The organism is Streptomyces sp. NPDC107500 (assembly GCF_055582785.1).
On the sequence record NZ_JBVJPF010000004.1, the window covers coordinates 45,073 to 70,673 of the forward strand.

Consider the following 25,601-nt stretch of genomic DNA (forward strand, 5'->3'; position numbering starts at 1 on the left):
GGAGGGCGCCCCCTTGACGCCGCCTACACGTCGGGCTCCCGCTCATCCAGCTCCGCCAACCCGCCCTCCCAACGCTCCCGACGCGCCCCGTCGGACTGCTCCCACCAGGGCGTACCGCGCTCCCCCAAGGCAATCTTCGCGTGGTTCACCCTCGAACGCGCCGCCGCTTCAGCCCGCGCGTCGCTTTCGGCGAGCGCACGGCGCACCGCACGCCGAGCCGACATCAGATGGCTTCGAAGTCGGGCCGCGGCCTCTTCCGGGACGGAAGGGTCGGTCGCCCGCCACTTCCGCCCCTTGATGACGACGAAATGACCATCAGGGGTCCGCTCCGGTGACTGATCCGCCTCCATGGAAGCGATTCTGCCCACCGGATCTCCGCGCCGCACAACGGAACGCGGCATCGCGATCGGGGCGGATCCGAGTCAGCCGCCGAGGCCCGCCGACACCGCATCCCCGTTCTGCGCCTGCCGGGAGCGGTCCGCGAGCACCGTGGCCAGTTCCCGCACGTTCTCCTCGTCGATGCCGCCCTTGCCGGTGGAGGCCGACTCGGTCCACAGCAGCGTCGTACCCACCCGGGTCTGCGTCACCGCGCCGGGCTCGCCGCTGAAGCCGGACGTGCCGAACCGCGCGTCTCGCTCATCGCCGAGAGGGCCGAGTTCGAGCGACTTGGCTCGCGGTCCGGCCTTCTCGCCGTAGTGTCCGTCCCACAACACGTGGTACGCCCTCTCGGCGGCCTCTTCGCTGTCGTAGGCGATGACCAGGAAGCTGACGTGCGCGGCGTTGTCGTCGTGCCGGAAGGTCGAGGCGCCGAAGAACCGGGAGTCCTCGCAGCCCGCGTTGCCCTTGATCGGGCAGGCCTCGCGGCGGTAGAGGTCGTTCATCTTCACGGCGGTGGGCCGGGCGGACCGCTTCCAGCCGGGCATGGCCTCGTCGTCCGGCAGTACGTCCCGCACCTGGTCCTCGGAGAGCGCGGCCGCCTTGTCGCTCGCGCCGTCGGCCTCGGCGCCGCCGCCGCAACCGGTGAGCAGCAGTGCCGCCACGCTCGCCGTTCCCCACCACTGCCTCATGACCATGCCATCACCCCTTGGACGGCGATCCTACGCGGGGCCCTGCCAGGGAAGGACGCGGGGCGTAGGGGAAGACACCAGGGTCGGACCCGGACATGAACCGGCCGGGCTATAGTCGCAAGGTCGCGAAAAACGATGTTCCGCCGGGCCGCCGCCGGACATCGCGCACACATCGATTCAGATGGTTCTGATCGTTGAGCGTCTCCTTGCCGGGACCGGGCCGCCGGTCCGTTCCCGGTGCCGTTCGTCGCCGGCCGGGCCGGCATCAGGGAGCGCAGCATGCAGAAGACCATCGCCGTCGTCGGAGCGGGACTGGGCGGGCTGACGCTCGCCCGGGTGCTTCAGTCTCACGGTGTCACCGCGACCGTCTACGAGGGTGAGGCTTCGGCGACGAGCCGAGCGCAGGGCGGCCTGCTCGACATCCATGAAGAGACCGGTCAGGCCGCGCTCCGGGCGGCCGGTCTGTACGACGAGTTCCTCACCTTGGTCCGGCCGGGCGAGGACGCCAAGCGCGTGGTGGACCGCCACGGCACGGTCCTGCTCGACAAGCCCGCGGACCGCCGTTCGGTCCGTCCGGAAGTGGACCGTGGCGAACTCAGGCGTCTGCTCATCGACTCGCTGGCGCCCGGGACGATCAGGTGGGGGCGCAGGCTCGACTCGGTCCGGCACCGGCCACAGGGCGGCTACGACCTCACTTTCGAGGCAGGGCCCGCCGCAAGCGCCGATGTCGTCGTCGGCGCCGACGGCGCGTGGTCGAAGGTCCGTGCGCTGCTCACGCCCGCCGCGCCCCGTTACAGCGGAACCTGCTTCGTCGAGGTCGCCCTCGCCTCGGGCGACCGGACCCGTCGGGTGAGCGTGGCCGCGATCGGCAGCGGCACGCTGATGGCGGTCGCACCGGGCAAGGGCATCATCGTGCACCGTTACGCGGACGGGCAGGTGCGCGGATACGTGGCGCTGAACAAGTCCGAGGAGTGGATGGGGTCGATCGACTTCGGCGATCCGTCCGCCGGCCTCCGACGGATCGCCGGCGAGTTCGACGGCTGGTCGCCGCTGCTGACCGCCTTCGTGACGGAGAGCGAGGCGGAACCGTGGCTCCGGCCCATCCACGCCCTTCCCGTCGGAATCAGCTGGGAGAGGGTGCCCGGTGTGACGCTCCTCGGCGACGCCGCGCATCTGATGTCGCCCTTCGCCGGCGAGGGCGCGAACCTCGCCATGTACGACGGCGCGGACCTGGCGGGTGAGTTGGTCGGGCACAGTGACGTCGAGGCGGCGCTCACCGCCTACGAAGCGCGCCTGTTCCCGCGTGGCGGCGATGCCGCCGGCCGTTCGGCACGGAACCTGGAGCGCTTCTTCGGCCCGGAAGCTCCGCGGAGCGTCGTCGCTCTGTTCGACCGCTCGTGACGCCGTCCGCGCACCCGCGTGATCGTGGCGGTCATCGCCGTCCGGGGTGAGTGATGCGGGCGCGGCGTCGGCTCCTTCGGGCGAACGGCCCGGCCCGACCGCGTGGCACCGTGTTCCCCGGCGCCGCGCGGGCGAGCATGGGCCGACCCACTCCTCCCCGCACCGAGGCGACGCGATGTCCGAACCCGCCGACCACGTCCACTCCGACAGTGCCGCCCGACGGCGAGGTCTGCCGCCCAGGACCGCCGAGCTGTGGTTGTTCCGCGGCATCTACGGCCTGGTCCTGGCCAGCGCCCTGGTGGCGGCCTTGGACGTGCCGGGCGAGGTCGCCGACCCCGGCGAGGACGCGCTGTGGGTGCTTCTGACCGCGCTGGCGTCGAGCGCCGCCCACGGCTACGCGCACGTCATCGCCCAGCGTGCGGTCGCCGAGGGCGGGGCGAGGCCGAGCCGGCTGCGCGCGGTGCTGGCCGAGTGGCCCCTCGTCGCCGCGGCGCTGCCCACCGTGTGCCTGCTGCTCGGCGCGGTGGCGGACTGGTGGTCCGAGGAGACCGCCGCCGATGTCGCCCTGCTCTTCAACACCGTCGCCCTGTTCTGCCTCGGCATCTCGGCGGCCCGTACCGCCGGGCTCCGCTGGGCGTCGTCGCTGCGGGCGGGGTTCATGGACATGCTGATCGGGGTCGTGATCATCGGTGTCTACGCGCTCGTGGAGTGACGGGCCGGGTTCGGCTCCTGCGGTGACGCGTGTCACGTCGTGGGACGTCGAGTGCGCGCGGGTGCCGGGTATGAAAGGCGCGTGACCGGATATGCGGCTGGGATGAGCAGCATTTCCGGAAGAACTCCGCCGGGTGAGGGCGGGTTCCCCGCCACTGCCGCCGCACGCGAGCCGTCCGCCCGTACGGTTCCGGCGGTCAGTGCGGCTCCCATGCAGCCCCGGCGGGACGGCGAGGGCAGCCTCGCGCACGTCGTGGAGACCCTGCTGGACAAGGGCCTTGTGCTCAACGCCGACATCATGGTCTCGGTCGCCGGCGTCGAGCTGCTGGGCATTCGCCTGCGGGCGGCCCTCGCCTCGTTCGAGACGGCGGCCCGCTACGGGCTGGAGTTCCCCTCCGGCACGGACACCGAGACCGCCGCGTGGCGGGAGACGCGCGAGGAGAAGGAGTCCTGCCCGGCGTGCGGCAAGCGCGCCCCCGTGGAGCAGTTGCTGAACCAGTGGTGCCCTTGGTGCGGTTGGCGCAGTGCGCAGGCGCAGATGCGGGAGGCGTCCGGCCGGGCCGCCGTCGTGAACCGCGACGACGCGGCCGTGGAGAGCGGCGGGGACGACGGCACCGACGAGGGTGACCGTGAGGGCGACGGCAGGCGCGCCCGGCGTTCCGCCGACCGGGAGGCCGAGCCGCGTGGCGAGTGAACAGCCGCCGATGCGTCCCACCCGGGAACCGCGGGTGACCCTGGACGACCTGGTGGAAGTACTGCTCAACAAGGGCGCGGTGCTGCACCTCGATCTCATCGTCGCCGTCGCGGACATCCCCCTCATCGGCGTCTCGGTGCGGGCGGCGATCGCCGGGATGGAGACGATGCTGGAGTACGGCATGATGCGCAACTGGGACGAGGCGACCAGGGAGTGGGCGGAACGTTCCGCGGTGCCCCGCGGCCTCGGACTGCGCGAGGGCGAGAGCGTCGTGCGGCGGATGAGTGGCGGCCACCTGCTGACCGGCGGCGTCTACCACGGCTGGCGGCCCGGCACCGTCTATCTCACCGACCAGCGCCTGCTCGTCCTGCGCGACGAGCCGCGCGAAGTGCTGTGGCAGACGGACCTGGACACCGTACGGAATGTGCGGCTGAAGCCCGAGGAGACGGTGGGCGGGGAGGAACGCCTGCGCCTGGAGGTCGTGTTGGCCGACGGCCGGCGGGAACTGCTGTCCGCGCGGGAGCCCGAGACCCTGCACGGCCTGCTCTCCCGCTCCCTCGCCGGGAGTCTCGGACCGTCGCTCTCGCCCGGGGCCCCCGAGGAGGAGCCGCCGCTCGCCGACGGGCACCTGTGGTACGAGGAGCCGCGGAGGTCCGGTCCGATGTGGCGGGGCGGCCGGGCACGGCTCACGGCCGACCGGCTGACCTGGAAGTCGCCGGTGGACGGCAGGCCCGCACTGGTGCTGTCCACGGCCGAACTGGCGGAGGTGAGCCGGTCACCGGGGTACGGGCCCGGGGGCGAGGGGAGCGTCCTGCTGCTGCGGACCGTCGGCGGCGACGAACACCGGCTGTCGGCCGACGATCCGGTGGCCTGGGTCCGGCGGTTCGAGTCGGTCGGCCGGATGGCGGCGCCCGCGTGAGCGGCGCCCGCAGGAACGTGACAGTGACGCGGAGGAAGAAGGGGACGACATGCCGTTGACCGTCGACGAGAAGAGCCTCAAACACGGAGTGCTGTCCCTCGTGGTGACCTTGGTCGAGGTCATCCAGGAGGCGCTGGACCGCCAGGCCATGCGCCGTATCGAGGGCGGCGACCTGAACCCGGAGGAGGCCGAACGCCTCGCCGACGCCCTGCTCGAACTGGACGAGGCGATGGAGCAGATCAAGGAGGACCACGGCATCGTCGCGTCGGTCGCCGATCTGCACCGCGGCCTGGACGAGGTGGTCGACGACGTCGTGGACAAGCTGATCAACCCCCAGCGCTGGGCGGAGGAGGCCGGGCGATGACCGAGGACGGCGCGCTGTACGTCTACGCCCTGCTCCCCGACCGTCCGGGCGCCGCCGACGGCGTCACGGGGCTGGACGGACGCCCGCTGCGGCTGGTGCCGGTCGAGGGGACCGGCGTGGCCGCGCTGGTGCACGAGGCGGCGCCGGAACCCTTTCAGGGCGACGACGACCAGGTGCGCCGCTGGGTGGCCGAGCAGAGCGAAGCCGTCACCACGGTCTGGGAGCGCACCGGCACCCTGCTGCCGATGACCTTCAACGTCCTGGTGGCCGCCGACACGGCGTCAGGACGCGGTGCCGAACAGCGGCTCGGCGACTGGGTCAGGGACCAGCGGGACGAGGTCACCGGTCAGCTGGACGCGCTCGCCGGACGCTGCGAGCTGCGGGTGGAGGTCGCCCTGGAGCGCGGCGCGGCCGGTGAGCCCGGCGGGCAGGCCGCGGACACGCCCGAGGGCGGGGACGACGGACGTTCCCCGGGCATGCGCAGGCTCTTGGCCAAGCAGCGCGAACAGCGCGAGAAGAACACCGCCGGGCAGCTCGCAGACAGCCTGCACGCCGGACTGCGCCGTCGGCTCCTTTCGGTGGCCGAGGACCTGCGAGACCGCGGCCCGGCCCAGCGGGTACCGGGCGAGACGGCCGTGCTCTCCGCCGCCCTGCTGGTACGCCGGGAGGACATCGACGCCGTGGGCGCCGTGCTGAGCGAGGCCGGGGCAGGCGAACCCGCGCTGCGCATCCGCTTCCTCGGTCCCTGGCCGCCGTACTCCTTCGCGGAGACCCGGCCGCACGAGCCGGCGGACGGGGCGTCGCGCTGACGCCGGGCGTGGCGGCGGGGCTCCACGGAAGGTCGCGTCGGCGGCATTCTCAGTCGCCGCGCAGGGCGCTCGCCGCCAGCTCCCACAGCCGGTCCGCCGCGTCGGGGTCGAGCGCATGCACGGCCACGCCACCGGGTTCCTCTTCGCCGGCCCGAACGGTGCGGGCCTCGGCGTTGTCCTCGAAGTAGCGGCCGGTGACGCCGTCGAGGAGGGGGGACGCGGCCAGCAGGACGGAGGTGGCGGCGCCCTGCTCCGCGGTCTTGTAGTACGGCAGCGGCTTCACGTTGCCCTGGTCGTCCATCACGCCGAACGCCCGCATCGTGTCGTCGTCCACGTGGCGTTGCAGGCCGGTGAGGATGTAGCCGGGGTTGAGGGCGTTGGCCGTGATGCCGTCCGCCGCCCAGCGTCGGGCGCCCACCGCGAACAGGACGCCGGCGGTCTTCGACTGCCCGTACGCCGTCCACGGGTCGTACGGCCGCCGCTCGAAATGCGGGTCGCCGAAGTCGAAGGGCACGCCTCGGTGGGCGCCCGAACTGACGACCACGATGCGTGCCGAGCCGGCATCGCGCAGGGCCGGGTACAGGCCCAGGGCCAGGGCGAAGTGGCCCAGGTAGTTGGTGGCGAGCTGCATCTCCCAGCCGCGCGGGCCGAGAGTGCGCGTGGGCAACGCCATGATCCCGGCGTTCGCGACGAGGATGTCGAGGGGGTCGCGCCACGCGTTCGCGAAGGCGTCGACCGAGGAAGGGTCCGCGAGGTCGAGGGCGCGTACGTGCACCCGGCCCGCTCCCCCGGCGGCGGTCAGCTCGGAGAGCAGCGGCTCCGCGGACTCGACGCGGCGCGTGGCGACCGTCACCTCTGCGCCGGCGGCGGCCAGGGCCCGGACCGTCTCGGCGCCGAGGCCGGAGGCGCCGCCGGTGACGACTGCGCGGCGACCGGTGAGGTCCGCGCCCTCGATGACGTCCAGGGCGCGGGCGTCGGGTCCGAAGGAAGTGGTCGGCGGTGCGGAGACGGCCGGCAGGGGGCGGTGGCCGTCACGGGTGGGCCGGGGGCTCGGATTCGTCGTCATGCGTCCACGCTACGATGAGCCCACTGGATGCACTATCACTCAGAATCCACAATTCTTTAGCCAGCGTCCGACGCCCCGGAGCGGTCGAGGCGGAGACGGTGAGGAGGGGAGGTCGGCGATGGATCCACTCGAGGACGTCCTGACCCTGTTGGAGACGCGGAGCCACCTCTCCGCCGGGCTGGTCGCGGGCGGGCGCTGGGCCGTCCGCTTCGACGCGCCCGCTGTCGTGAAGTTCAACGCCGTCCGGAGGGGCTCCTGCCAGCTGGTGGTCGACGGGGTGCCGGAACCGTTCGAGCTGGCGGAAGGCGACTGCTATCTGCTGACCCGGCCGCGCTCCTACATTCTGCGCAGCGACCCGGAGACGGATCCGGTGGAGGGCGGCACGGTCTTCGCCGGTGCCGTCGACGGCGTCGCCCACGCGGGGCAGGGGTCGGACGTGTTTCTCCTCGGCGGTGGCTTCACCTTCAGCAGCCGCGCGCAGGACCTGCTGCTCGACCAGCTGCCGCCGGTCCTCCACGTCTCCGCGGGCACCTCGCACGCCGAGACCGTGCGGTGGGCCCTGACCGCCATCAACGAGGAGCTGACGGACCGGCCGATGGCCGGCACCCTGGTGGCGGAGCACCTGGCCGTGGTGATGCTCGTCCACATGCTGCGGCTGCATCTCGAGCGGTCTCCACGGGCAGCGTCCGGATGGCTGTCCGGGCTCACGGACCCGGTGGTCGCGACGGCACTGACCGCCCTGCACCGGAACCCCGCCCACCCGTGGACCGTGGCCGAACTGGCCGACGCCGCCGCCGTGTCCCGCTCCACCCTCGCCGCGCGCTTCAAGACCGCGGTCGGCCAGGGGCCCCTGGAGTACCTCACCCACTGGCGCATCGAGCTCGCGGCCCGACGGTTGCGCAAGGACGGCACCACTTTGGCCTCGATCGCCCGTTCCGTGGGCTACGGGTCCGAGAGCGCCCTCAGCGTCGCCTTCAAGCGAGTCACGGGGACTACGCCCGGGGAATACCGCCGCCACCCCACGAGGACGTGAAGGACCGAAACGACCCCTGTAGCTGCGGTGGGGGCGTGCAGGAGTGGCTTAGAGTCGCCAAGCGAAGCAGCAGCCCTCTCACTCTCGCGGAGGTCCCGCATGCCCCCGTCCCCCACCGGGCCGGCCGACGCGGACACGTACGTGGCCATGTGTGACCACACGCACCTGTTCCCCGGGGCTCGGTGCCGTGTCCAGGGTCTGCCCGATCCGCGGGCCTTCGCGGCGCGGCCCGCCTCGATCGACGTGGACGTGCGCTTCTTTGACGGTGTGATCGCGGACGCGCGGCTTTCGACGGACGGTCCGGCGGACCCCGTGCTCATCGTCGCGGCCTACACCACGGGAGCGGGGACCTCGATCGGCGGACGCGGCTGGGTGGTGCGCGGCACGGCCGTCGTCGGGGCCGAGGTCGAACTGATCCTCGGCGGTGGCGCACCGGCCTGACGTCGCCTGATCAGCGCGGTCCGGACACCCGTGTGCACCGGCCGCGGCCGTCCCTATGGCGCCGTCGGCAGCAGGGCCGAGGAGTCCGGTTCCAGGCCGGTGTCGAAGCCTCCGACGACGGCGAAGCGTTCCAGGTCGACGATGGCAACACTGTTGGTGCCCAGTTGGGACACGTACGCCAAGGGCCGGTGCGGGTGGAAGGAGACGGCTGCCGGGATGCCGTCGAGTTTCAGCGAGCGGATCGGGCGGAGGGCCGTGCTGTACAGGGTGATGGTGTTGGCGACGATGTCCGTCGCAAGCAGCCGGTCGTCGTCGACGGTGTAGACGCGCAACGGGTCTCCGCCCACCTTCCGGCTCCGCTGGACCTTCATGGTCCGCGCGTCGACGGCGACCAGGGCGGAACTCTTGCGCGCGCCGACGAACAGGGTCTTCTCGTCGCGGCTGAGGCAGCTGCTCTCGGGCAGCTGACCAGGGGTGACCACCAGCGGCGGGGCGGAGGCGTCGTGGGGGCGCACGAGGCTCACCGTGTGGGACAAGAGGCCGGTGACGTAGGCGCGTTCGCCGTCCCTGCTGAGGGTGAACAGGTGGGTCTTCACGCCGTGCGCGGGGACGGCTCGCGTCGGCGCCTGGTCGGTCGAGGGTGTGTCGAAGCCGAGCAGCATCGCCTTCTCCTCGCTGAGCGCGTAGAGGCGGTCTCGGTCGTCGATGCCCATGCCGTGGACGCGGTTGAACGGCCGGGTGTCGATCGTCCGGGCGAGCGTCCGCCCGGCGAGGTCGACGACGAAGACCGCGGCGCCGCCCTCGCCGGCCGTCGCGGACATGCGCACCCCGTAGTGTCCGACGTACGCGAACCGCCGTTGGGAGTCGACGACCATCTCGTGCGGGTAGTCGGGCAGTGCCACCTTCCGCAGCTGCCGTCCCGACTTCGTCTCGTAGAAGCCGACCGCGTGGCCGCTCTTCTCCACGACCGCCAAGACGTCGCCCCCGGCGGGCCCGGCCGCGCCGGCAGCCGACGTCGGCACACCGGACGCCAGAGCCCCGGCACCCGCTGCCATGATCACCGCGCGACGTGTCGCCACAGTCCCTCACCCCGTTCTCTCGGAGGTCGTCGTCCGTCCCGCGAGGCACCGCGGGCCCCGCGTGTCCGCGAACGAGCCTGCTGTGCAGGGAGGTTGAGGTCAACCGGCTTGTGCGGCGTGTCTCCGATCAGCCGACGGAGTTCGGCGGTCGGGCCGGTGCCGAAGCGGCCGCGCCGGAGCGCGGGGAGAGGGGGTGATCTGGGCGGTGAGCAGCCGGGCGGCCATGATGCCGCCGCTCAGTCCTCAGGCGCCGAAGCCGGTAGCGATGCAAGTGTGCGACGGCGGTGGGGCGGCCGGCCCGCGTCCGTTCCCAGGCCGCGCTGAGCCCCGCGATCCCGGCACCGATCGCGACAGCGTGGGCGTCGAGGGCGAGGCACGGCGCATCGCCGGGGGGCGTCCGCACAGTGAGGCCGTTGACCTGCACGTTCCTCGTCCTGCCAACCGGGTACCCCGATGCGGCGGCTTCACCGACGGGCTTTCGGCGGTCGTGACGTCGGCCGGACATCGGGGAATGAACGGGGCGGTGCGGCGGCCATGCGGGTACTCGGGGCGGTGTGGGGGTGTGAGGCGCGGTCGGCGGGGCTACTCGCCGTCCAGGGGTTGAGCAGACAGCCCCGAGTTCCTCGGGGCCTCTGGCCCCGGGGAACCCAGGATCCCTTGACCTGGCCGCTCCGATGGTGCGCGCGGGCCGCTTGTGCTGCGATGGCCCCAGCACGTGACGCGGGGGCGGCTGCCGAGCGGGAGGGAGCTGGCCGTGGACGTGGACCGTGACGCCGGGGCCCGGGCGATGCTCGCCGGCCTGCTGGACGCCGGCCACCTCATGCCGGTCGACGCGTTGCCGGACACCGTCCGCACGCACGCGCGTGCCGCGGGCTTCAGCGACGTACTCATCTACGTCGCGGACCTCGGGCATCAGGGCCTGCACCTGCTGGCCGGGCCGGACGGGCCGCCGCGAGGGGCCGAGCGAGAGATCCGCATCGAGGGCACCGCCCCGGGGCGGGCCTACCAGCGCGGGCTGCTCACCTCCGCCGCGCCCCAGGAGGCGCCCGGCACCGACTGGTGGGTGCCCCTGGTGGACGGTACGGAGCGGATCGGACTGCTGCGGCTGCGTTCGGCGCACGACGACGCCCGAGCCCGCGAGGACGCGGACCGTCTCGCGGCGCTCGTGGCCCTGCTGATCACCACCAAACGCACCTCCAGCGACACACTGGCCCGGCTGATGCGGACCGAGCCGCTGAACGTCGCGGCGGAGATGGCGTGGAACCTGATGCCGCCGCGCACCTACGCCGACGGGCGGGTCGTCATCTCCGCCGTGATGGAGCCGACTTACCAGATCAGCGGCGACGTCTACGAGTACGCCCTCGACGGGCCGCTGGTGCATCTGACGCTGTTCGACGCCATGGGCCACGACAACGCCGCGGGTCTGTGCGGCGCCCTGGCCCTGGGGGCCTGCCGCAACGCCCGCCGGCAGGGCTCCGGCCTGGCCGCCAAGGGGGCCGCGGTGGAGGCCGCCCTCGTCGAGCAGTACGGCCACCGCCGGTACGTCACCGGCGTCCTCGCCACCCTCGACACCCGCACGGGGGTGCTGAGCTGGGTCAACCGCGGCCACCACCCGCCCATCGTCATCCGCGGCAACCGGTGGTCCAGTCACCTGCAGTGCCCGCCGGCCCACCCCATGGGCACCGACCTGAACCTGCCCAGCACGGTCTGCCAGGAGCAGCTCCAGCCGGGCGACCGCGTCGTCCTCTACACCGACGGCATCACCGACGCCCGGCGCCACGACGACAGCGAGTTCGGCGTGGAGCGCTTCACCGACTTCCTCATCCGCCACCACGCCGACGGCCTGCCGGTCCCGGAGACGCTGCGCCGCCTGATGCAGGCCGTGCTCGACTATCACGACGGGCAACTGCAGGACGACGCGACCGTGTTGATGTGCGAGTGGCTCGGCGACACCCTGCGGAACACCGAGCCGGCGGCGGACCTGACGGGGCTGCCGCTGCACGGTCTCCCGTCCGCGCCGGACATCACCGTGGACTCGGGCACCGGGACGTCGTGACCGCTCCCTCTGCGCCCCGGCGTGCGGGTGATGCAGTATGAAATGAGATGAATATGCGATGTGAGGGGTCTTATGCCAGACCGCGACGACGCTGAGAGCGAGACGTTCGAGCAGGAGTGGGACGACGAGGAGGAGGCAGCGACCGGTGCCGGGCACGACGGCGAGCCGGACGTGCTCCTGGACGTGCCGGAGCTCCATGTCGAGGAGATCAGCCTGCACGTGGAAAACCTGCAGGCCAGGGTGTCTTTGAGCGCGGAGGTGCTCGACCTCCTCAAGCTGAACGTCGGGGCCGACGTCTCGCTCGGCCGCGTGGAGCTGGACATCAAGGGCGTCCAGGCGCAGGCCCTGCTCAAGGTCCGGCTGGACAACGTCGCCGACATGGTCGGCAGGGTCCTGTCCACCGTCGACGCCCATCCGCAGATCCTCGAGCGGCTGACGTCCGGCCTCGATTCCGCGGCCGAGAGCCTGGGCAGCGGCGCCGGCCGGGTCGCGGGAGAGCTGGCGGAAGGGGCCGGGGACGCGGTCAGGGACGTCGGCGGGAGCGCCGGGAAGGCGGTCCGGGAGGTGGGCGACGGCGCCGGTGAGGTCGTCGGGAAGACGTCGGGGCGCGCAGCGCGGGAGGCCTCGCCCGAGGCCGGGCGCGGGCGCGGGAGCGGCAGGGCGGCGCGCGGTCGTGAGCGGCAGCGCGACGAGCCGCCGTGAAGGGCTCCCGACATCGAGGCGCGCTCCGTCGTGGAGGCCGACGGGACGAGTCCCCCGCGGCCCGGTGAGGGAGCCGGAGTCCGCAAGAGGGCCGGTCGCCGCCGGAGGGTCTCCCGCGCCGTGCGTCGCTCACTCCTTGACGCGTACGGCGAGGAGGGCGATGTCGTCCGGGGCGGTCGTTCCCGCGACGGTGTCGACCAGGTGTGACAGGAGCGCGGGGAGATCGTCGCGCCGGTGGGTGGTCAGGATCCTCGCCGCTCGGTCGGTGAGCGTGTCGATGTCCGTGCCCCGGCGCTCCACGAGGCCGTCGGTGTAGAGCAGCAGCAGCGTGCCGGGGTCGAGGACGCGCCGGTGGGAGGTACGACCGGACGGGTCGAGTGCGGGGTGGATCAGTGCTCCGTGGTCGTGGAGGAGCTCGGTGGTGCCGTCGGGAAGGGCCAGCAGGGGTGGGGGGTGACCGGCGTTGGTCCAGGTCATCTCCCAGGTCGCGGCGTCGGGCGGCGGGCATGGGCGCAGGTGCGTGTGGACGAGTGTGCCGCTGGAGCCGATGAGCAGTTCGCGGTTGGCGTGCTCCAGGGCCCGCACGATGTGGGCGGGGTCCTTGCCGGGGTGGTCGAGGTCGGCCTGGCGGAGCATGCTGCGGGTCTGGCCCATGAGAGTGGCGGCGTGCATGTCGTGGCCGGTGATGTCGCCGATGGTGAGCGCGACCGTCGCGGGGCCTGCCCCGCGATCCGGTGCCGAGGGCAGGATGTACAGGTCGTACCAGTCGCCGCCGACCATGTCGGCCTGGGCGGCGGGCCGGTACAGGGCGGCGCTGTCCAGTCCGTCAACGGCGGGAAGGTCGGTGAGCATGGCCTCCTGGAGCTGGTGGGCCACGTGGACGCGGTCGTCGACGTAGAGGGCGCGCTCGACCGCGCGGGCGGTGTATCCGGCCAGCGAGGCCAGCACGGCCTGCTCCAGCACGTCGATCTCGTAGGGGTGGTCCCAGCCGAGGACGAGGGTGCCGAGCGAATTGACCGTGCCGGGCAGCGGCACGCACACCGCCGTGTGCAGGCCGAGCTGTCCGAAGGCGGCGACCGCGTCCGGCCCGTACTCGGCGGCAAGCTCCTCGGGGCTGTGCACGATGACGGTCCGCTTCTCGCGTGCCGCCCGGGCGGTGGGCCAGGCCGAGTCGATCGAGTAGGTCTCGTGGGAGTACTCCACGGGAGCGATGCCGGTCCGGTCGATCAGCCGGCGCATGCGTCGGCGCTCGGCCAGGACCAGGCCGACGTAGTGCGGCTTGAGGTCGCCGCTGACCAGTTCACTGACGCGTTGGCGCACCTCGCTCAGGCCGGTGGTGTCCGCCAGCGCGTCCGCGGCGCGCAGCAGCAGCTGGGAGCGTTTGAGTGCCGTCCGGGTCCCCTGCTGCATCACGTCGGCCCGCTCGCGGGCCCGGGCCTCCCCCCGGCGGGCCAGTTCCCGCTGGCTGGAGGCGATGCGCAGGCGCAGCTCCGCGCTGCACGCGGCCGCGAGGTCCCGCAGCGCCGCCAGATCCTCGGCGCTCCACTGCCGGGGCCGGGTGTCGATGGCGCACAGCGAGCCCAGTACCCGCCCGGCGTCGTCCGTCAGCGGCACCCCCGCGTAGCCGAGCACCCCGAGGTCGTCGATCGCCGGGCTCGCCGCGGTCCGCTCGTCCGCGCGGGTGTCCGCCACGGTGAAGGGCTCGCGGCTCGCGACGACGTGGTGGCACAACGAGTGGGAGAGGGGGGTCTGCCGGGTCCGCGCCCACGGTTCGCCGAGGCCGACCATGCCGGGGAAGACCTGGCGGGCCTCCTCCAGCATCGACACCAACGCCACCGGCACGCCGATCATGCGGGAGACCAGGCGGGCGAAGCGGTCCATGTCGGCGTCCGCGACCGCGGTCAGGCCGGTGTCCCGCACCGCCTGGAGCCGGTCGGCGTCGCCGACCACCTCGTCCTCCGGGCTCGCCACCCGCGCCTCCCCGACTCGTCCGGGCTCACCGGCCGCTGGGTCCGGCTCACGCCAACGGTATCCCACGCGTGTCCGGCCCCGCTTCCGGTCAGCGGGGCCGGGGTGCCGGTCAGGTGGCCTCTGCGCCGCCCGGACCCGTCTCCTTCGTCCGGGGTGAGGCCTGCTGGAGGCGGTCGATCATCCGGGACGCGTCCGCCTTCGTCAGGTTCTCGAGCCCCCTTCGCCCGCCTCGCGGGCCGGCGTCCGCGGGTAGCTCAGCTGCGGGCCGGTCGCGGGTTCCTCACCGGTGGCCCAGTCCCGCACGTTCTTCCTCGGGTCCGTTTCGCTCATGCCACCCCGACTACCCGCACGGACAGGGTCGACGCGGGGGTGGTGCGGACGGGGCGGCGGTGCCCCGTTGCGGGGCCGCGATACGGGGAACCCGGCCGTCGGCCCTGTCCACACGGCCGGGGCCCGGCCCCCGGCCCGTCCGACGTCCTCCTGAACCTCACACCCCTGGGAAGCGGCCATGAACGACGTCAAGCCTTTCGCCCTGGTCACGGGCGCCTCCAGCGGTATCGGCCTCGAACTGGCGAGGCAGCTCGCCGAGCGGGGACACGACCTGATCGTCAACGCCGAGGACGAGGCCCGGCTCGAGCGGGCTGCGGGGCTCATCCGTGAGGCGGGGACCGTGATCCACACCGTCCCCGCCGATCTGCGGTTTCCCGAACGGACCGAGGCGCTCTACGCCGCGGTCACCGCGACCGGCCGCCCGCTCGACGTCGCCGTGCTCAACGCGGGTGTCGGGCGGGGCGGCGCCTTCGTCGACACCGACCTCGCGGACGATCTCGAGATCGTGGACCTCAACGTCCGCTCCACCGTCCACCTGGCGAAACTCGTCCTCCGTGACATGGCCGCCCGCGACGGCGGTCGGGTCCTCGTCACGTCCTCCATCGCGTCGACGATGCCGGGCTCCTACCAGGCTGTGTACAACGCCTCGAAGTCGTTCCTCCAGTCGTTCACCCAGGCCCTGCGGAACGAGTTCGAGGGCACCGGCGTCACCCTGACGTCGCTGATGCCCGGCCCCACCGAGACCGACTTCTTCCACCGCGCGGGCATGGACGACACCCCGGTCGGCAGGCAGGACAAGGACGACCCGGCGCAGGTGGCACGGCAGGGGCTGGACGCACTCTTCGCCGGCAAGGACAAACTCACCGCGGGATCCGCCAGGACCAAGGCGCAGGGACTGGCGAACAAGGTGCTGCCCGACCGGCTCAAGGCCGAGGCCCACCGCAGGATGGCCGAACCCGACTCGGGCGAGGCGACCTGAGCGGACGGTCACACGCTCCGCCTCGCGGTGATGACGAGCCTGGTGCCGCTGATCCCCGTCGGCCGGTGAACCGCCGGACCGGGATCACGTTTTCGGTGCCCGGTCGCCCTCGTCTGGGTACGGAACCCGGCAACAACGCCTCGACGAGAGACTGGACATGACTGGACACCACGCCACTCACCATCCGCCGCAACGCGTCGGCGTCGTCGCCGAGTCCATACCCGGGGAGACGCGCGTCGCGGCGACGCCCGCGACGGTCCGCCCGCTCCTCGGCCTCGGCTACGAGGTCGTCGTCGAATCAGGAGCCGGTACGGCCTCCGGGTTCGCCGACGACGCCTACGCGGAGGCGGGGGCCAGTATCGGCGAGGCCTGGGCCGCCGACGTCGTACTGAAGGTCAATGCGCCGTCGGGCGAGGAGATCGCCGAACTGCGCGAGGGTGCGGCGCTGGTGGCGCTCATCGCGCCGGCCCAGCACCCGGAACTGCTGGAGGCGCTGGCCGCGCGGGACGTCACGGTGCTCGCCCTCGACGCGGTGCCGCGCATCTCGCGGGCCCAGTCGATGGACGTCCTCAGTTCCATGGCGAACATCGCCGGATACCGTGCGGTGATCGAGGCGGCCCACGCCTTCGGGCGCTTCTTCACCGGTCAGGTCACCGCCGCGGGCAAGGTGCCGCCCGCGAAGGTCCTCGTCGCCGGGGCCGGGGTCGCGGGGCTCGCCGCCATCGGGGCCGCGTCCAGCCTCGGCGCGGTCGTACGGGCCACCGACCCTCGCCCCGAAGTCGCCGATCAGGTGCGCTCCCTGGGCGGCGAGTACCTGGCGGTGGACGCCTCCCAGGAGGCGAGTGCCGACGGCTACGCCAGGGCGACCTCCGCCGACTACGACCGGGCCGCCGCCGAGCTGTACCACGAGCAGGCCAGGGACGTGGACATCGTCATCACCACCGCCCTGATCCCCGGGCGGCCGGCGCCGCGACTGCTGACCGCCTCGGACGTGGCGGCGATGAGACCCGGCAGCGTCGTCGTCGACATGGCCGCCGCGCAGGGCGGCAACGTGGAGGGCACCGTCGCGGGCCGGACCGTGGTGACCGACAACGGCGTGACCCTCATCGGCTACACGGATCTGGCGTCCCGACTCCCGGCACAGGCCTCCCAGTTGTTCGGCACCAACCTGGTCAACCTGCTCGCCCTGGCCACCCCCGGCAAGGACGGGCGGTTCGTCGTCGACTTCGACGACGTGGTGCAGCGGGCCGTGACCGTGGTGCGCGCGGGCGCGGTCACCTGGCCTCCCCCGCCGGTCGCCGTCTCGGCCGCCCCGGCCGCGACGGAGCCCGCGGCGTCGACGGCGGCGGCGGCCGTGCCCGCGAGGAAGTCCCGGCTCACCCCGGCCGGGCGCTTCGGGCTGATCGGCCTCGGGATGGCGATCACGTTCCTCCTGATCGCCCTCGCACCGGCCCAACTCGCGGAGAACCTCACGGTGTTCGCCCTGGCCGTGGTCATCGGCTACTACGTCATCGGCAAGGTGCACCACGCGCTGCACACGCCGCTGATGTCGGTGACCAACGCCATTTCGGGGATCGTGGTGATCGGGGCCCTGTTGCAGGTCGGGCACGAGAGCACGCTCGTCACCGTGCTGTCCTTCGTGGCGATCCTGCTGACGAGTGTGAACATCTTCGGAGGTTTCGCCGTGACCCGCCGCATGCTGTCGATGTTCTCGAGAGGCGAGTCCTGATGACGTCCATGACCGCCTCCCGTGCGGCCGACCTGGTGGCGGCGCTGCTGTTCGTGCTCAGCCTGGCCGGCCTGTCACAGCACCGGACGTCCCGCGCCGGTGTCGTCTACGGCATCGCGGGGATGGCCCTCGCGCTGACCGCCACCATCGTCGTCTCCGCGCAGAGCGTGTCCGCCGGTCCGGTCGTGCTGATCCTGCTCGCCACGGTGATCGGCGCCGCGATCGGCCTGTGGCAGGCGCGGCGCGTGGAGATGACGCAGATGCCGGAGCTGATCGCGGTACTGCACAGCTTCGTCGGCCTCGCGGCCGTGCTGGTCGGGTGGAACAGCTACCTGGAGGTCGAGGCCCACGGCTCGCAGACCCTGATCCCCGCCGATCTGATCCGCATCCACCACGCCGAGGTGTTCATCGGCGTCTTCATCGGCGCGGTCACCTTCACCGGCTCCGTCGTCGCGTACCTGAAGCTGTCCGCCCGGATCAAGTCCCGGCCCCTGACGCTGCCCGGCAAGAACGCCCTCAACCTGGGCGCGCTGGCCCTGTTCGCCGTACTCACGGTCTGGTTCACCGTCAGTCCGAGCCTGCCCCTGATGGTGACGGTCACGGTCCTGGCGCTCGCCCTGGGCTGGCACCTGGTCGCCTCCATAGGCGGCGGTGACATGCCCGTCGTCGTCTCCATGCTCAACAGCTACTCCGGGTGGGCCGCGGCGGCCGCCGGGTTCCTGCTCGACAACAACCTGCTCATCGTCACCGGTGCCCTGGTGGGATCCTCCGGCGCGTATCTGAGCTACATCATGTGCCAGGCGATGAACCGTTCCTTCCTCTCCGTCATCGCGGGCGGCTTCGGCATGGAAGCTCCGCCGCGCGGTGACGAGGAGCAGGGTGAGCACCGCGAGATCCGGGCGCACGAGGCGGCCGGGCTGCTCGCGGGGGCGCGGTCGGTGGTGATCACTCCCGGCTACGGCATGGCCGTGGCGCAGGCCCAGCATCCGGTCGCGGAGCTGACGCGGCGGCTGCGCGAGCGGGGCGTCGAGGTCCGGTTCGGCGTCCACCCCGTCGCGGGGCGGCTGCCCGGGCACATGAACGTGCTCCTGGCCGAGGCGAAGGTGCCGTACGACATCGTCCTGGAGATGGACGAGATCAACGACGACTTCGCGGACACGTCGGTCGTGCTGGTCATCGGCGCGAACGACACGGTCAATCCCTCGGCGACCGAGGACCCGTCGAGCCCGATCGCGGGTATGCCCGTGCTGCGGGTCTGGGAGGCGGAGAACGTCATCGTCTTCAAGCGCTCGATGGCCTCCGGCTACGCCGGCGTGCAGAACCCGCTGTTCTTCCGGGAGAACAGCAGCATGCTCTTCGGCGACGCCAAGCAGAGCGTCGAGGAGATACTGCGGGCCCTCGGTTCCGGGGAGAGGGTGGGCGAGCGGGTTCGCGGGGCCGTCTGACGGTGCCGAAGTCAGCGGGTGCCCCGGCAGGCAGGGCACCCGCTGACCGGCGGCGCGGTCGGTGGACGAGTCCACCGCGAGTCGGTCAGGCGTCGGGGTCGACTTCGGGGTGTGTGAAGCGCACGGGCTTGCCCAGCGACCGGGCGTAGGCGATTTCGGCTCGGGTGCTGTCTCCGATGTAGCCGCCGACCACGAGCGCCTCGTCGGCGAGCCGGATCTTCGCCCGGTGCAGATCGTCGAGACGGGCCTTCAGCGCCTCGGCCTCGACGGGGTCGGACCAGAGCGCGTGCGGCGACTTCAAGTCACAGCCCGGTTTGACGACGATCCTTCCCGCTTCGGTCTCCCGCAGCTCGGCCTCGTTCATCTCGGTCATGAAGCGGGTGGAGCCGCAGATCACGACGATGCGAGGGAGCCTCAACAGCTCTTTCGCGTCGGCGAGCTTCTCCTCGGGGGTGAGCAGCTGCGGGTATGGCACCGGTTCCTCCTGATGGTGTGGTCCTGGGCATGCCCGCGCTCTAGCCGGGGGACGACTCGTCGGCGAGCCGGTTGCTGCGGTCGATTTCCGGCATGTGTGTCTCAGCCCAGACCCGCAGGGCGGAGAGCGGGCCTTCGAGGGACAGGCCGAGTTCGGTGAGCCGGTAGTGGACGGCGGGCGGCACGGTGGGTTCCACGCTCCGCGCGACCAGGCCGTCGCGGACCAGGCTCTTCAGGGTGACGGACAGCATCTTCTGTGAGATGCCGGGGATACGGCGTCGCAGTTCGGCGAAACGCAGCTCGTCCGGAGCCTCCTCGGCCAGCACCTTGACCGCCATCGACGTCCACTTGGTGCCGATGCGGTCGAGCAACTGGCGGGCCGGGCAGCGCGGATCCAGCAGGTCACCCCGCTCACCGGGCCGCCGGCCGGGTTCGCCGGGCCTCGACGTGGTCACTCGGGGCTCACCACCTGAAGGGAAAGTGCCGTCTTGGACGGACCAGGATAGTTCCATAGCGTGACCAGGTCACCTTTCCTCACCACGCACCTGGAGCCTCTCCATGCCCGAACTGCGGCGCGTCCCCGTCAACGGTGTCGAACTGAACGTCGCTCTCGCCGGATCGGGCCCGGCCGTACTGCTGCTGCACGGCTTCCCGCACACCTGGGAGCTGTGGACGGACGTCATGGCCGACCTGTCCGGCCGCCACCGCGTCATCGCGCCGGACCTGCGCGGGTTCGGCGCGAGCAGCCGCGCCGCCTCCGGGTACGACGCGGGCACCCTGGCCGGGGACGCCGCGGCACTCCTCACCTCGCTCGGCGTGTCCTCGGCCGCGGTGGTGGGCATCGACGCGGGTACCGCGCCGGCCTTCCTCCTGGCCCTGCGCCGCCCCGGTCTCGTCCGGCGCCTGGTCGTCATGGAGTCCCTGCTGGGCACGCTTCCCGGCGCCGAGGAGTTCCTCGCCGACGGGCCGCCGTGGTGGTTCGGCTTCCACTGCGCCGAGCCAGGCCTCGCCGAGACCGTGTTGCAGGGCCACGAGGCCGCCTACGTCGACTGGTTCCTGCGCGCCGGCACGCTCGGGGACGGGGTGCGCCCCGGTCTTCGGGACGCCTTCGTCCGCGCGTACACCGGCCGCCAGGCGTTGAGATGCGCGTTCTCGTACTACCGGGCGCTGCCCGAGAGCGCGGCACAGATCGAGCAGGCGGTCGCCACCACCCGCCTGACGGCGCCCACGATGGCGGTCGGCGCCCGGCCCGTCGGTGCCTCGCTGGAACACCAGCTCCGACCGTTCACCGACGATCTCACCGGACACGTCATCGAGGACTGCGGCCACATCATTCCGCTGCACCGCCCGCGCGAACTGCTCACGCTGCTGCGTCCGTTCCTGGCCGGTGAGCAGGCGAAGCCAGTCTGACCAGGGCGGGGCCGACTTTCGATACCCGCCCTAGTAGTCCGCGAGCCGCTCCAGCAGCGCCGTGCTCCGGGCCAGCAGTGCCCGTTCCTCGTCGTCGAGGCCGGCGTCGATGGCCTGGGCGAGCCAGCCGGCCCTGCGGTTGCGTTCCGCCTCGAGCGCGGCCCGGCCCGCGTCCGACAGCTCCACCAGCGTCTTGCGGCCGTCGGTGGGGTGCGCGCGGCGGGTGACGAGGTCCTTCTCCATGAGCAGGCCCACCGCCCGGGCCATCGACTGGGGGCGGACGCGTTGGTCCGCGGCGAGATCGCTGGTGGTCATGGCCCCGGCGCGGTCGAGTGCGCCGAGGACGGCGATCTGACCCAGCGGAATGCGGTCCTCGTGCTTGACGCGTCTGGTCAGCTTTCCCATCGCGGTGCGCAGTTCGGCGGCGATGGCGGCGGCTTCCGAGGTGGGCATACGGCACCTTATCCCGCTGACCAGCGTCGCTGTGCACCTGACCTGCACAGCGAGACTGCACAGCAGTACTGCACAGCGAAACTGAGCAGCAGAACTGTTCAGCATTGCTGTAGTGTCTGGGCTGTCGGGCTCAGCGCCAGCGTCGTCGCAGCCGGGGCCACGGCACACGACAACGGGAAGGACCTCCCATGTCCGCACAGGCAGCCGAAGACGTCGCGGCCGTCATCGAGACCGTCACCGCCCGCCGGATCATCGACAGCCGAGGCAATCCCACGGTCGAGGTCGATGTCGTCCTGGAGGACGGGTCGCTGGGGCGCGCGGCTGTCCCCTCCGGGGCCTCGACGGGTGCCCGGGAGGCCGTGGAGCTGCGTGACGGAGACTCCGCGCGCTGGCACGGCAAGGGCGTCGACCGCGCCGTGGCCCACGTCAACGGCGACATCGCGGCCGCCGTGCGCGGCCGGGACGCGGCGGACCAGGCGGGTCTCGACGGCGCGCTGATCGCCCTCGACGGGACGGCCGCGAAGTCCCGGCTCGGGGCCAACGCGATCCTCGGGGTCTCACTCGCCGCCGCCAAGGCCGCCGCTGCGGCCCGCCGTCAGCCCCTCTACCGCTACCTGGGCGAGGCCGACGCGCACCTCCTGCCGCTGCCCATGATGAACATCGTCAACGGCGGTGCCCACGCCGACAATCCGCTGGACTTCCAGGAGTTCATGATCGCGCCGGTGGGCGCGGACACCTTCGCCGAGGCCGTCCGCATGGGCAGCGAGGTCTTCCACACCCTGCGCCGCGACCTGCTGAGCGCCGGGCACTCCACGGGCGTCGGCGACGAGGGCGGCTTCGCACCGGCCCTGCGTACGGCCGAGGAGGCGCTCGACTTCGTGATGACCGCGATCGAACGCACCGGCTACCGCCCCGGCAAGGACATCGGCCTGGTGATGGACCCGGCGTCGTCGGAGTTCTTCCACGACGGGGTGTACGACTACGCGGGCGAGGGAGTGCGGCGCACCCCCTCGGAGCAGGCCGACTACCTGGCCAAGCTCATCGACACATACCCGGTCGTCTCCATCGAGGACCCGATGGCGGAGAACGACCCGGACGGGTGGCGCGAGCTGACCGCCCGCGTCGGCGACCGCTGCCAGCTCACCGGCGACGACGTGTTCTGCACCAACGAGACGCTGCTGCGCGAGGGGATCCGCACCGGCGTCGGCAACTCCGTCCTGGTCAAGGTCAACCAGATCGGGACCCTGACGGAGGCGCTGGCCGCGGTGGCCACGGCACACCAGGCGGGCTGGACGGCCGTCATGTCGCACCGCTCGGGCGAGACGGAGGACACCACGATCGCGGATCTCGCGGTGGCGACCGGCTGCGGTCAGATCAAGACCGGGTCGCTCTCCCGCTCCGACCGGACGGCGAAGTACAACCAACTGATCCGCATCGAGGAGGAGTTGGGCTCGTCGGCACGCTTCGCGGGCGGCTCCGCGCTGCGGCGGGCATAGGCGGGAGCCGCGGCGACCGGTCGCCGCTCACGGCCGCCGGGGCGCGCCCGGCGGCGGGCTCGCCGACACGGTGCTCCCGTGTCGGCGCCCCGCGGCGTCAGGCGGCCGGGGCCAGTGGACCGCACATCTCGTTGCCGGGCTCGGCCGGGTCGTCGCTGATCCAGAACTGAAGCCACAGCAGCGCGAACTCCGGCCGGCCGAGGTAGCCGTCGCCGTCCTGGTCGAGACGGTCGAACACGTCCCCCGTCGCCGTGCCGCGCCCGTGCCACGTGTCGATGAGCCGCTGGTGCTCGGCGCGGGAGATGCGCCCGTCACCGTTCTCGTCCACGGCGTCGAAGATGGTGTCGGCCGTGGCCGTGACGGCCTCGGGCATCGACGGCAACCGGTCCACCATCGCCATCAGGACGTCCATGTCGACCCGCTCCGCGCCCTCCCCCTCCTCGGCGGCGAGGGCCGACAGCTGGTGCCACCATCCCATGAGCACACCCCGCACCCGCTCCGTCAGCTCCGGCGCGGCGGCGACCCGGGGCAGCCGGCGCCACCGCTCCACGAGCGCCGCGAAGTCCGCTTCCTCCAGAAGGCCGTTGCCGTCGGCGTCGAACGCCTCGAACATCGCCCGGACCTTCGCCCGCTGAAACCCACTGGCCATCTCAAGCCCCCTGACTCACCCGGTTGGGGACAGCCTGTCCAGTTCCGCGGGCCGGCCAACGGCGCCCGGGATCACCGGCGGCCGAGTCCGCGACACCGCGCGCCGGTTTGGACCTGCGGCGGCCCCCTCACGCCCACTTCGTCGACGGCCGAGGCCCCACCGCGCCACAATCCAGCCGATGTTGATCCCGACGCGCCTCGCCGGCGCGCGGGCGATCTCCGTCGGAGAGCGCTCTTGGCGGGCCGGGCCGGCGCGATCGGGCAACCGTGTGCAAATTCGCAGGCGACGCGCACGGACGATCACACGGCACAAGGCCCGCAGCTCAGCACCGGTTCCGTGACTGACGGCCGGAGTCCGGGGGTGAGAAGCAGCGCAAATTCGATCAAGGCCGTCGCCGCAGTCCGGGCGGCATCGGGAGCGCGGTAAAGCGTGACCGAATAATGAAGGCAAGCTCAAAGGTTGAACACAAATTACACACATCCCCTCTTCACACCGAGCCCCGATGGTCTACATTGACCGTGCTTCGACACGAGGCGACCAGTAATGATCTATAGGTCCGGCACTTCGGCAGGTCAGCGTTGCACCCTGCGGCGTCCGTGCCGGCCATGGGGATGATCAATTTCTGGAGCCCGAAAGGGCGCTTGGGTGAGGGGAGCACCCAAGGTTTCGGCGGGTACCGGCGCGCCTCGAATTCCAGTAGCTCTGCTTCAAGTAGCTCTGCATTGCCGCATCGGCACGGAAGGCGGGGGCCTCCCGGCAGAGCAAAACAGTGTTGGGCGAACACGTCGAATCACTGGGGACCTGGGGGGTTCTGTGCGGCAAGGGGGAATAGTCAGCCCTTTTCCGGCTGCGGGCGAAAGCCTGGCCAAGGGGGCGGCCAGCCGGCCCGCGGTCGACTGGGAGCAGCGGTATCGCCGTACCGTGATCACCACCGATACGGTGGCGACCGCTGTCGTGGTTTCGGCGATCGGTAACTTCTTCGGGGCCCGGGACGCGGCCAACTGGCACGAGAAGTGGGGAATTCTCGCCTTCGGCACCGAACTGCTGGTGCTGGGCGCGCTCGCGGTGAGCCGGTCGTGGGCCCCGGGGGTGCTCGGCCAGGGGGCCGAGGAATTCCGCCGGCTCGGGCGCTCACTGTTCATGGCGACCGTCGTACTGGCGCTCGGCGGGATCGCCCTCACCTCGCGCAACATCAAACTCTGGATCTTCGTCGCCATTCCCGCGATCGCCCTCGTCACCATGACCGCGCGGTACGTGCTGCGGCTGTGGCTGCATCGGCAGCGGAAGGACGGGCGGTGCCTGATACCGGTGCTCGCCGCCGGGAGTCCGGCCACCGTGCGCGACCTGATCACGCGGACCCGAAGATTCCCGCATCTCGGCTGGCGGGTCGACGCGGTGTGCACGACGGACGGTCTGGGAACGGACGGTCAGGAACACGGCGGTGACCAACTGGACGGCGTACCGGTCGTCGGCCGGCTCTCGGACGTCGCCGGCCACGTCCACCGCGACGGCTACCGTGTCGTCGCCGTCACACCGGACCCGCACTGGTCGCCGGACCGGCTCCAGCGACTGGCCTGGAACCTCGAAGGCAGCGACACCGAGATGGTCGTGGCGCCCGTGCTGATGGAGGTGGCCGGACCGCGGCTGCACATCGACGCGGTGCTCGGGATCCCGTTACTGCGGGTCAGCATGCCGACCTTCACGGGGGGCCGCCGCGCGATCAAGGGCATCGTCGACCGGACGGGCGCGGCGGTCCTGCTGGTGCTGTTCGCGCCGCTGATGGTGTTCGTGGGGCTGCTCGTGCTGGTCGACAGCCGGGGCGGGGCCTTCTACCGCCAGCGCAGGGTCGGCAAGGACGGCCGCGAGTTCACCATCCTCAAGTTTCGCACCATGGTCGCCGGGGCGGACCGGGCGCGTGCGGCGCTGGCCGACCGCAACGAGGGCGCCGGCCTGCTGTTCAAGCTGCGCCGGGACCCGCGGGTGACCCGGGTCGGGGCGGTGCTGCGCCGGTACTCCCTCGACGAACTCCCGCAGCTTTTCAACGTGTTGACGGGATCGATGTCACTCGTCGGCCCGCGGCCCCCGTTACCGGAGGAGTCCGCCGCGTACGGCCCTGACATCCGGCGGCGGCTGCTGGTCAAGCCCGGACTCACCGGCCTGTGGCAGATCAGCGGACGCAGCGACCTGTCGTGGGACGAGGCGGTCCGGCTGGACCTGCGGTATGTGGAGGACTGGTCGCTCGCCCTGGACACAGTGATCTTGTGGAAGACGCTGCGTGCGGTGTTCTACGGCCAGGGGGCCTACTGATGCGCCGGAGCCGTGG

At 72.0% G+C, this 25,601-nt stretch carries 26 protein-coding genes; 16 read left to right on the forward strand and 10 right to left on the reverse strand.

From position 1 onward, the window contains the following. Positions 1 to 23: 23 nt before the first annotated feature. Complete coding sequence (locus ACZ67M_RS16685; protein ID WP_467323439.1) at positions 24 to 350, reverse strand: hypothetical protein; 327 nt, start codon at positions 348 to 350, stop codon at positions 24 to 26. Between the two features lie 72 nt (positions 351 to 422). Beyond that, positions 423 to 1,073: a hypothetical protein gene (locus tag ACZ67M_RS16690; RefSeq protein WP_392101758.1), complete on the reverse strand. Its 651-nt coding sequence runs from the start codon at positions 1,071 to 1,073 to the stop codon at positions 423 to 425. Positions 1,074 to 1,346: 273 nt separating this feature from the next. Between ACZ67M_RS16690 and ACZ67M_RS16695 the strand changes: the two genes are divergently transcribed. From ACZ67M_RS16695 to ACZ67M_RS16720, 6 genes are all read left to right on the forward strand, one after another. After that, complete coding sequence (locus ACZ67M_RS16695) at positions 1,347 to 2,468, forward strand: FAD-dependent oxidoreductase (RefSeq protein ID WP_469851417.1); 1,122 nt, start codon at positions 1,347 to 1,349, stop codon at positions 2,466 to 2,468. Between the two features lie 175 nt (positions 2,469 to 2,643). Beyond that, positions 2,644 to 3,180: a hypothetical protein gene (locus ACZ67M_RS16700; protein WP_307017351.1), complete on the forward strand. Its 537-nt coding sequence runs from the start codon at positions 2,644 to 2,646 to the stop codon at positions 3,178 to 3,180. 210 nt (positions 3,181 to 3,390) lie between these two features. Next, complete coding sequence (locus ACZ67M_RS16705) at positions 3,391 to 3,873, forward strand: gas vesicle protein (protein WP_469851419.1); 483 nt, start codon at positions 3,391 to 3,393, stop codon at positions 3,871 to 3,873. Beyond that, positions 3,863 to 4,792, forward strand: a complete 930-nt coding sequence (locus ACZ67M_RS16710; protein ID WP_469851421.1) for a gas vesicle protein — start codon at positions 3,863 to 3,865, stop codon at positions 4,790 to 4,792. Before ACZ67M_RS16705 ends, ACZ67M_RS16710 begins: the two co-directional genes overlap by 11 nt. 49 nt (positions 4,793 to 4,841) lie before the next feature. Next, entirely contained in the window at positions 4,842 to 5,156 is a 315-nt protein-coding gene (locus ACZ67M_RS16715) for a gas vesicle protein K (RefSeq protein WP_360890224.1), read from the forward strand. Further along, a complete protein-coding gene (locus ACZ67M_RS16720; protein WP_469851423.1) occupies positions 5,153 to 5,965 on the forward strand; it encodes a GvpL/GvpF family gas vesicle protein in 813 nt (270 codons plus the stop codon). Before ACZ67M_RS16715 ends, ACZ67M_RS16720 begins: the two co-directional genes overlap by 4 nt. A 49-nt stretch (positions 5,966 to 6,014) precedes the next feature. Here ACZ67M_RS16720 and ACZ67M_RS16725 read toward each other — a convergent pair whose 3' ends face one another. Beyond that, the gene (locus ACZ67M_RS16725; RefSeq protein ID WP_469851425.1) at positions 6,015 to 7,031 is read right to left on the reverse strand and encodes an SDR family NAD(P)-dependent oxidoreductase; all 1,017 of its coding nucleotides are present in this window, start codon (positions 7,029 to 7,031) and stop codon (positions 6,015 to 6,017) included. A 118-nt stretch (positions 7,032 to 7,149) separates the two neighbouring features. On the opposite strand from ACZ67M_RS16725, the gene ACZ67M_RS16730 reads away from it, so the two are divergent. Continuing rightward, entirely contained in the window at positions 7,150 to 8,064 is a 915-nt protein-coding gene (locus tag ACZ67M_RS16730; protein WP_469851427.1) for an AraC family transcriptional regulator, read from the forward strand. 99 nt (positions 8,065 to 8,163) lie between these two features. Continuing rightward, positions 8,164 to 8,505 (forward strand): hypothetical protein, encoded by a 342-nt coding sequence (locus ACZ67M_RS16735; protein ID WP_469851429.1) that lies wholly within the window; start codon positions 8,164 to 8,166, stop codon positions 8,503 to 8,505. A gap of 53 nt (positions 8,506 to 8,558) precedes the next feature. Here the strand turns inward: ACZ67M_RS16735 and ACZ67M_RS16740 are convergent, their stop codons facing one another. Continuing rightward, entirely contained in the window at positions 8,559 to 9,584 is a 1,026-nt protein-coding gene (locus ACZ67M_RS16740) for a YncE family protein (RefSeq protein WP_469851431.1), read from the reverse strand. 787 nt (positions 9,585 to 10,371) lie between these two features. On the opposite strand from ACZ67M_RS16740, the gene ACZ67M_RS16745 reads away from it, so the two are divergent. Further along, on the forward strand, positions 10,372 to 11,640 hold the full coding sequence (locus ACZ67M_RS16745; RefSeq protein ID WP_392013358.1) for a PP2C family protein-serine/threonine phosphatase: 1,269 nt from the start codon (positions 10,372 to 10,374) through the stop codon (positions 11,638 to 11,640). A 72-nt stretch (positions 11,641 to 11,712) separates the two neighbouring features. Further along, positions 11,713 to 12,342 carry a hypothetical protein gene (locus ACZ67M_RS16750; RefSeq protein WP_469851433.1) on the forward strand — a complete coding sequence of 210 codons (630 nt, stop codon included), beginning with the start codon at positions 11,713 to 11,715 and terminating at the stop codon, positions 12,340 to 12,342. A 129-nt stretch (positions 12,343 to 12,471) separates the two neighbouring features. Here ACZ67M_RS16750 and ACZ67M_RS16755 read toward each other — a convergent pair whose 3' ends face one another. Both ACZ67M_RS16755 and ACZ67M_RS16760 read right to left on the reverse strand, forming a co-directional pair. Beyond that, on the reverse strand, positions 12,472 to 14,313 hold the full coding sequence (locus tag ACZ67M_RS16755) for a GAF domain-containing SpoIIE family protein phosphatase (RefSeq protein ID WP_469851434.1): 1,842 nt from the start codon (positions 14,311 to 14,313) through the stop codon (positions 12,472 to 12,474). 201 nt (positions 14,314 to 14,514) lie between these two features. Next, entirely contained in the window at positions 14,515 to 14,643 is a 129-nt protein-coding gene (locus tag ACZ67M_RS16760) for a DUF3072 domain-containing protein (RefSeq protein ID WP_469851435.1), read from the reverse strand. A 178-nt stretch (positions 14,644 to 14,821) separates the two neighbouring features. Here ACZ67M_RS16760 and ACZ67M_RS16765 point away from each other — a divergent pair, with 178 nt between their 5' ends. The 3 genes from ACZ67M_RS16765 (at position 14,822) to pntB (ending at position 18,796) form a co-directional block, all read left to right on the forward strand. Then, entirely contained in the window at positions 14,822 to 15,622 is an 801-nt protein-coding gene (locus tag ACZ67M_RS16765) for an SDR family NAD(P)-dependent oxidoreductase (RefSeq protein ID WP_469851437.1), read from the forward strand. A gap of 157 nt (positions 15,623 to 15,779) precedes the next feature. Then, on the forward strand, positions 15,780 to 17,351 hold the full coding sequence (locus tag ACZ67M_RS16770) for a Re/Si-specific NAD(P)(+) transhydrogenase subunit alpha (RefSeq protein ID WP_469851438.1): 1,572 nt from the start codon (positions 15,780 to 15,782) through the stop codon (positions 17,349 to 17,351). Next, the gene (gene pntB / locus ACZ67M_RS16775) at positions 17,351 to 18,796 is read left to right on the forward strand and encodes a Re/Si-specific NAD(P)(+) transhydrogenase subunit beta (protein ID WP_392101740.1); all 1,446 of its coding nucleotides are present in this window, start codon (positions 17,351 to 17,353) and stop codon (positions 18,794 to 18,796) included. The genes ACZ67M_RS16770 and pntB overlap by 1 nt, the downstream gene beginning before the upstream one ends. 85 nt (positions 18,797 to 18,881) lie before the next feature. Here the strand turns inward: pntB and ACZ67M_RS16780 are convergent, their stop codons facing one another. Continuing rightward, the gene (locus tag ACZ67M_RS16780) at positions 18,882 to 19,271 is read right to left on the reverse strand and encodes a hypothetical protein (RefSeq protein WP_361364411.1); all 390 of its coding nucleotides are present in this window, start codon (positions 19,269 to 19,271) and stop codon (positions 18,882 to 18,884) included. 40 nt (positions 19,272 to 19,311) lie between these two features. Beyond that, the gene (locus ACZ67M_RS16785; protein WP_469851440.1) at positions 19,312 to 19,725 is read right to left on the reverse strand and encodes a winged helix-turn-helix transcriptional regulator; all 414 of its coding nucleotides are present in this window, start codon (positions 19,723 to 19,725) and stop codon (positions 19,312 to 19,314) included. Positions 19,726 to 19,828: 103 nt separating this feature from the next. On the opposite strand from ACZ67M_RS16785, the gene ACZ67M_RS16790 reads away from it, so the two are divergent. Next, positions 19,829 to 20,680 carry an alpha/beta fold hydrolase gene (locus ACZ67M_RS16790; protein WP_469851442.1) on the forward strand — a complete coding sequence of 284 codons (852 nt, stop codon included), beginning with the start codon at positions 19,829 to 19,831 and terminating at the stop codon, positions 20,678 to 20,680. 30 nt (positions 20,681 to 20,710) lie between these two features. On the opposite strand, the gene ACZ67M_RS16795 is transcribed toward ACZ67M_RS16790, so the two are convergent. After that, positions 20,711 to 21,133 (reverse strand): MarR family winged helix-turn-helix transcriptional regulator, encoded by a 423-nt coding sequence (locus ACZ67M_RS16795; RefSeq protein ID WP_122619432.1) that lies wholly within the window; start codon positions 21,131 to 21,133, stop codon positions 20,711 to 20,713. A 188-nt stretch (positions 21,134 to 21,321) separates the two neighbouring features. Between ACZ67M_RS16795 and eno the strand changes: the two genes are divergently transcribed. Next, a complete protein-coding gene (gene eno, locus ACZ67M_RS16800) occupies positions 21,322 to 22,629 on the forward strand; it encodes a phosphopyruvate hydratase (protein ID WP_469851444.1) in 1,308 nt (435 codons plus the stop codon). 97 nt (positions 22,630 to 22,726) lie between these two features. Here eno and ACZ67M_RS16805 read toward each other — a convergent pair whose 3' ends face one another. Beyond that, complete coding sequence (locus ACZ67M_RS16805; RefSeq protein WP_392238329.1) at positions 22,727 to 23,278, reverse strand: EF-hand domain-containing protein; 552 nt, start codon at positions 23,276 to 23,278, stop codon at positions 22,727 to 22,729. 813 nt (positions 23,279 to 24,091) lie between these two features. Between ACZ67M_RS16805 and ACZ67M_RS16810 the strand changes: the two genes are divergently transcribed. Further along, a complete protein-coding gene (locus ACZ67M_RS16810; protein WP_469851446.1) occupies positions 24,092 to 25,585 on the forward strand; it encodes a sugar transferase in 1,494 nt (497 codons plus the stop codon). Positions 25,586 to 25,601: the final 16 nt, after the last annotated feature.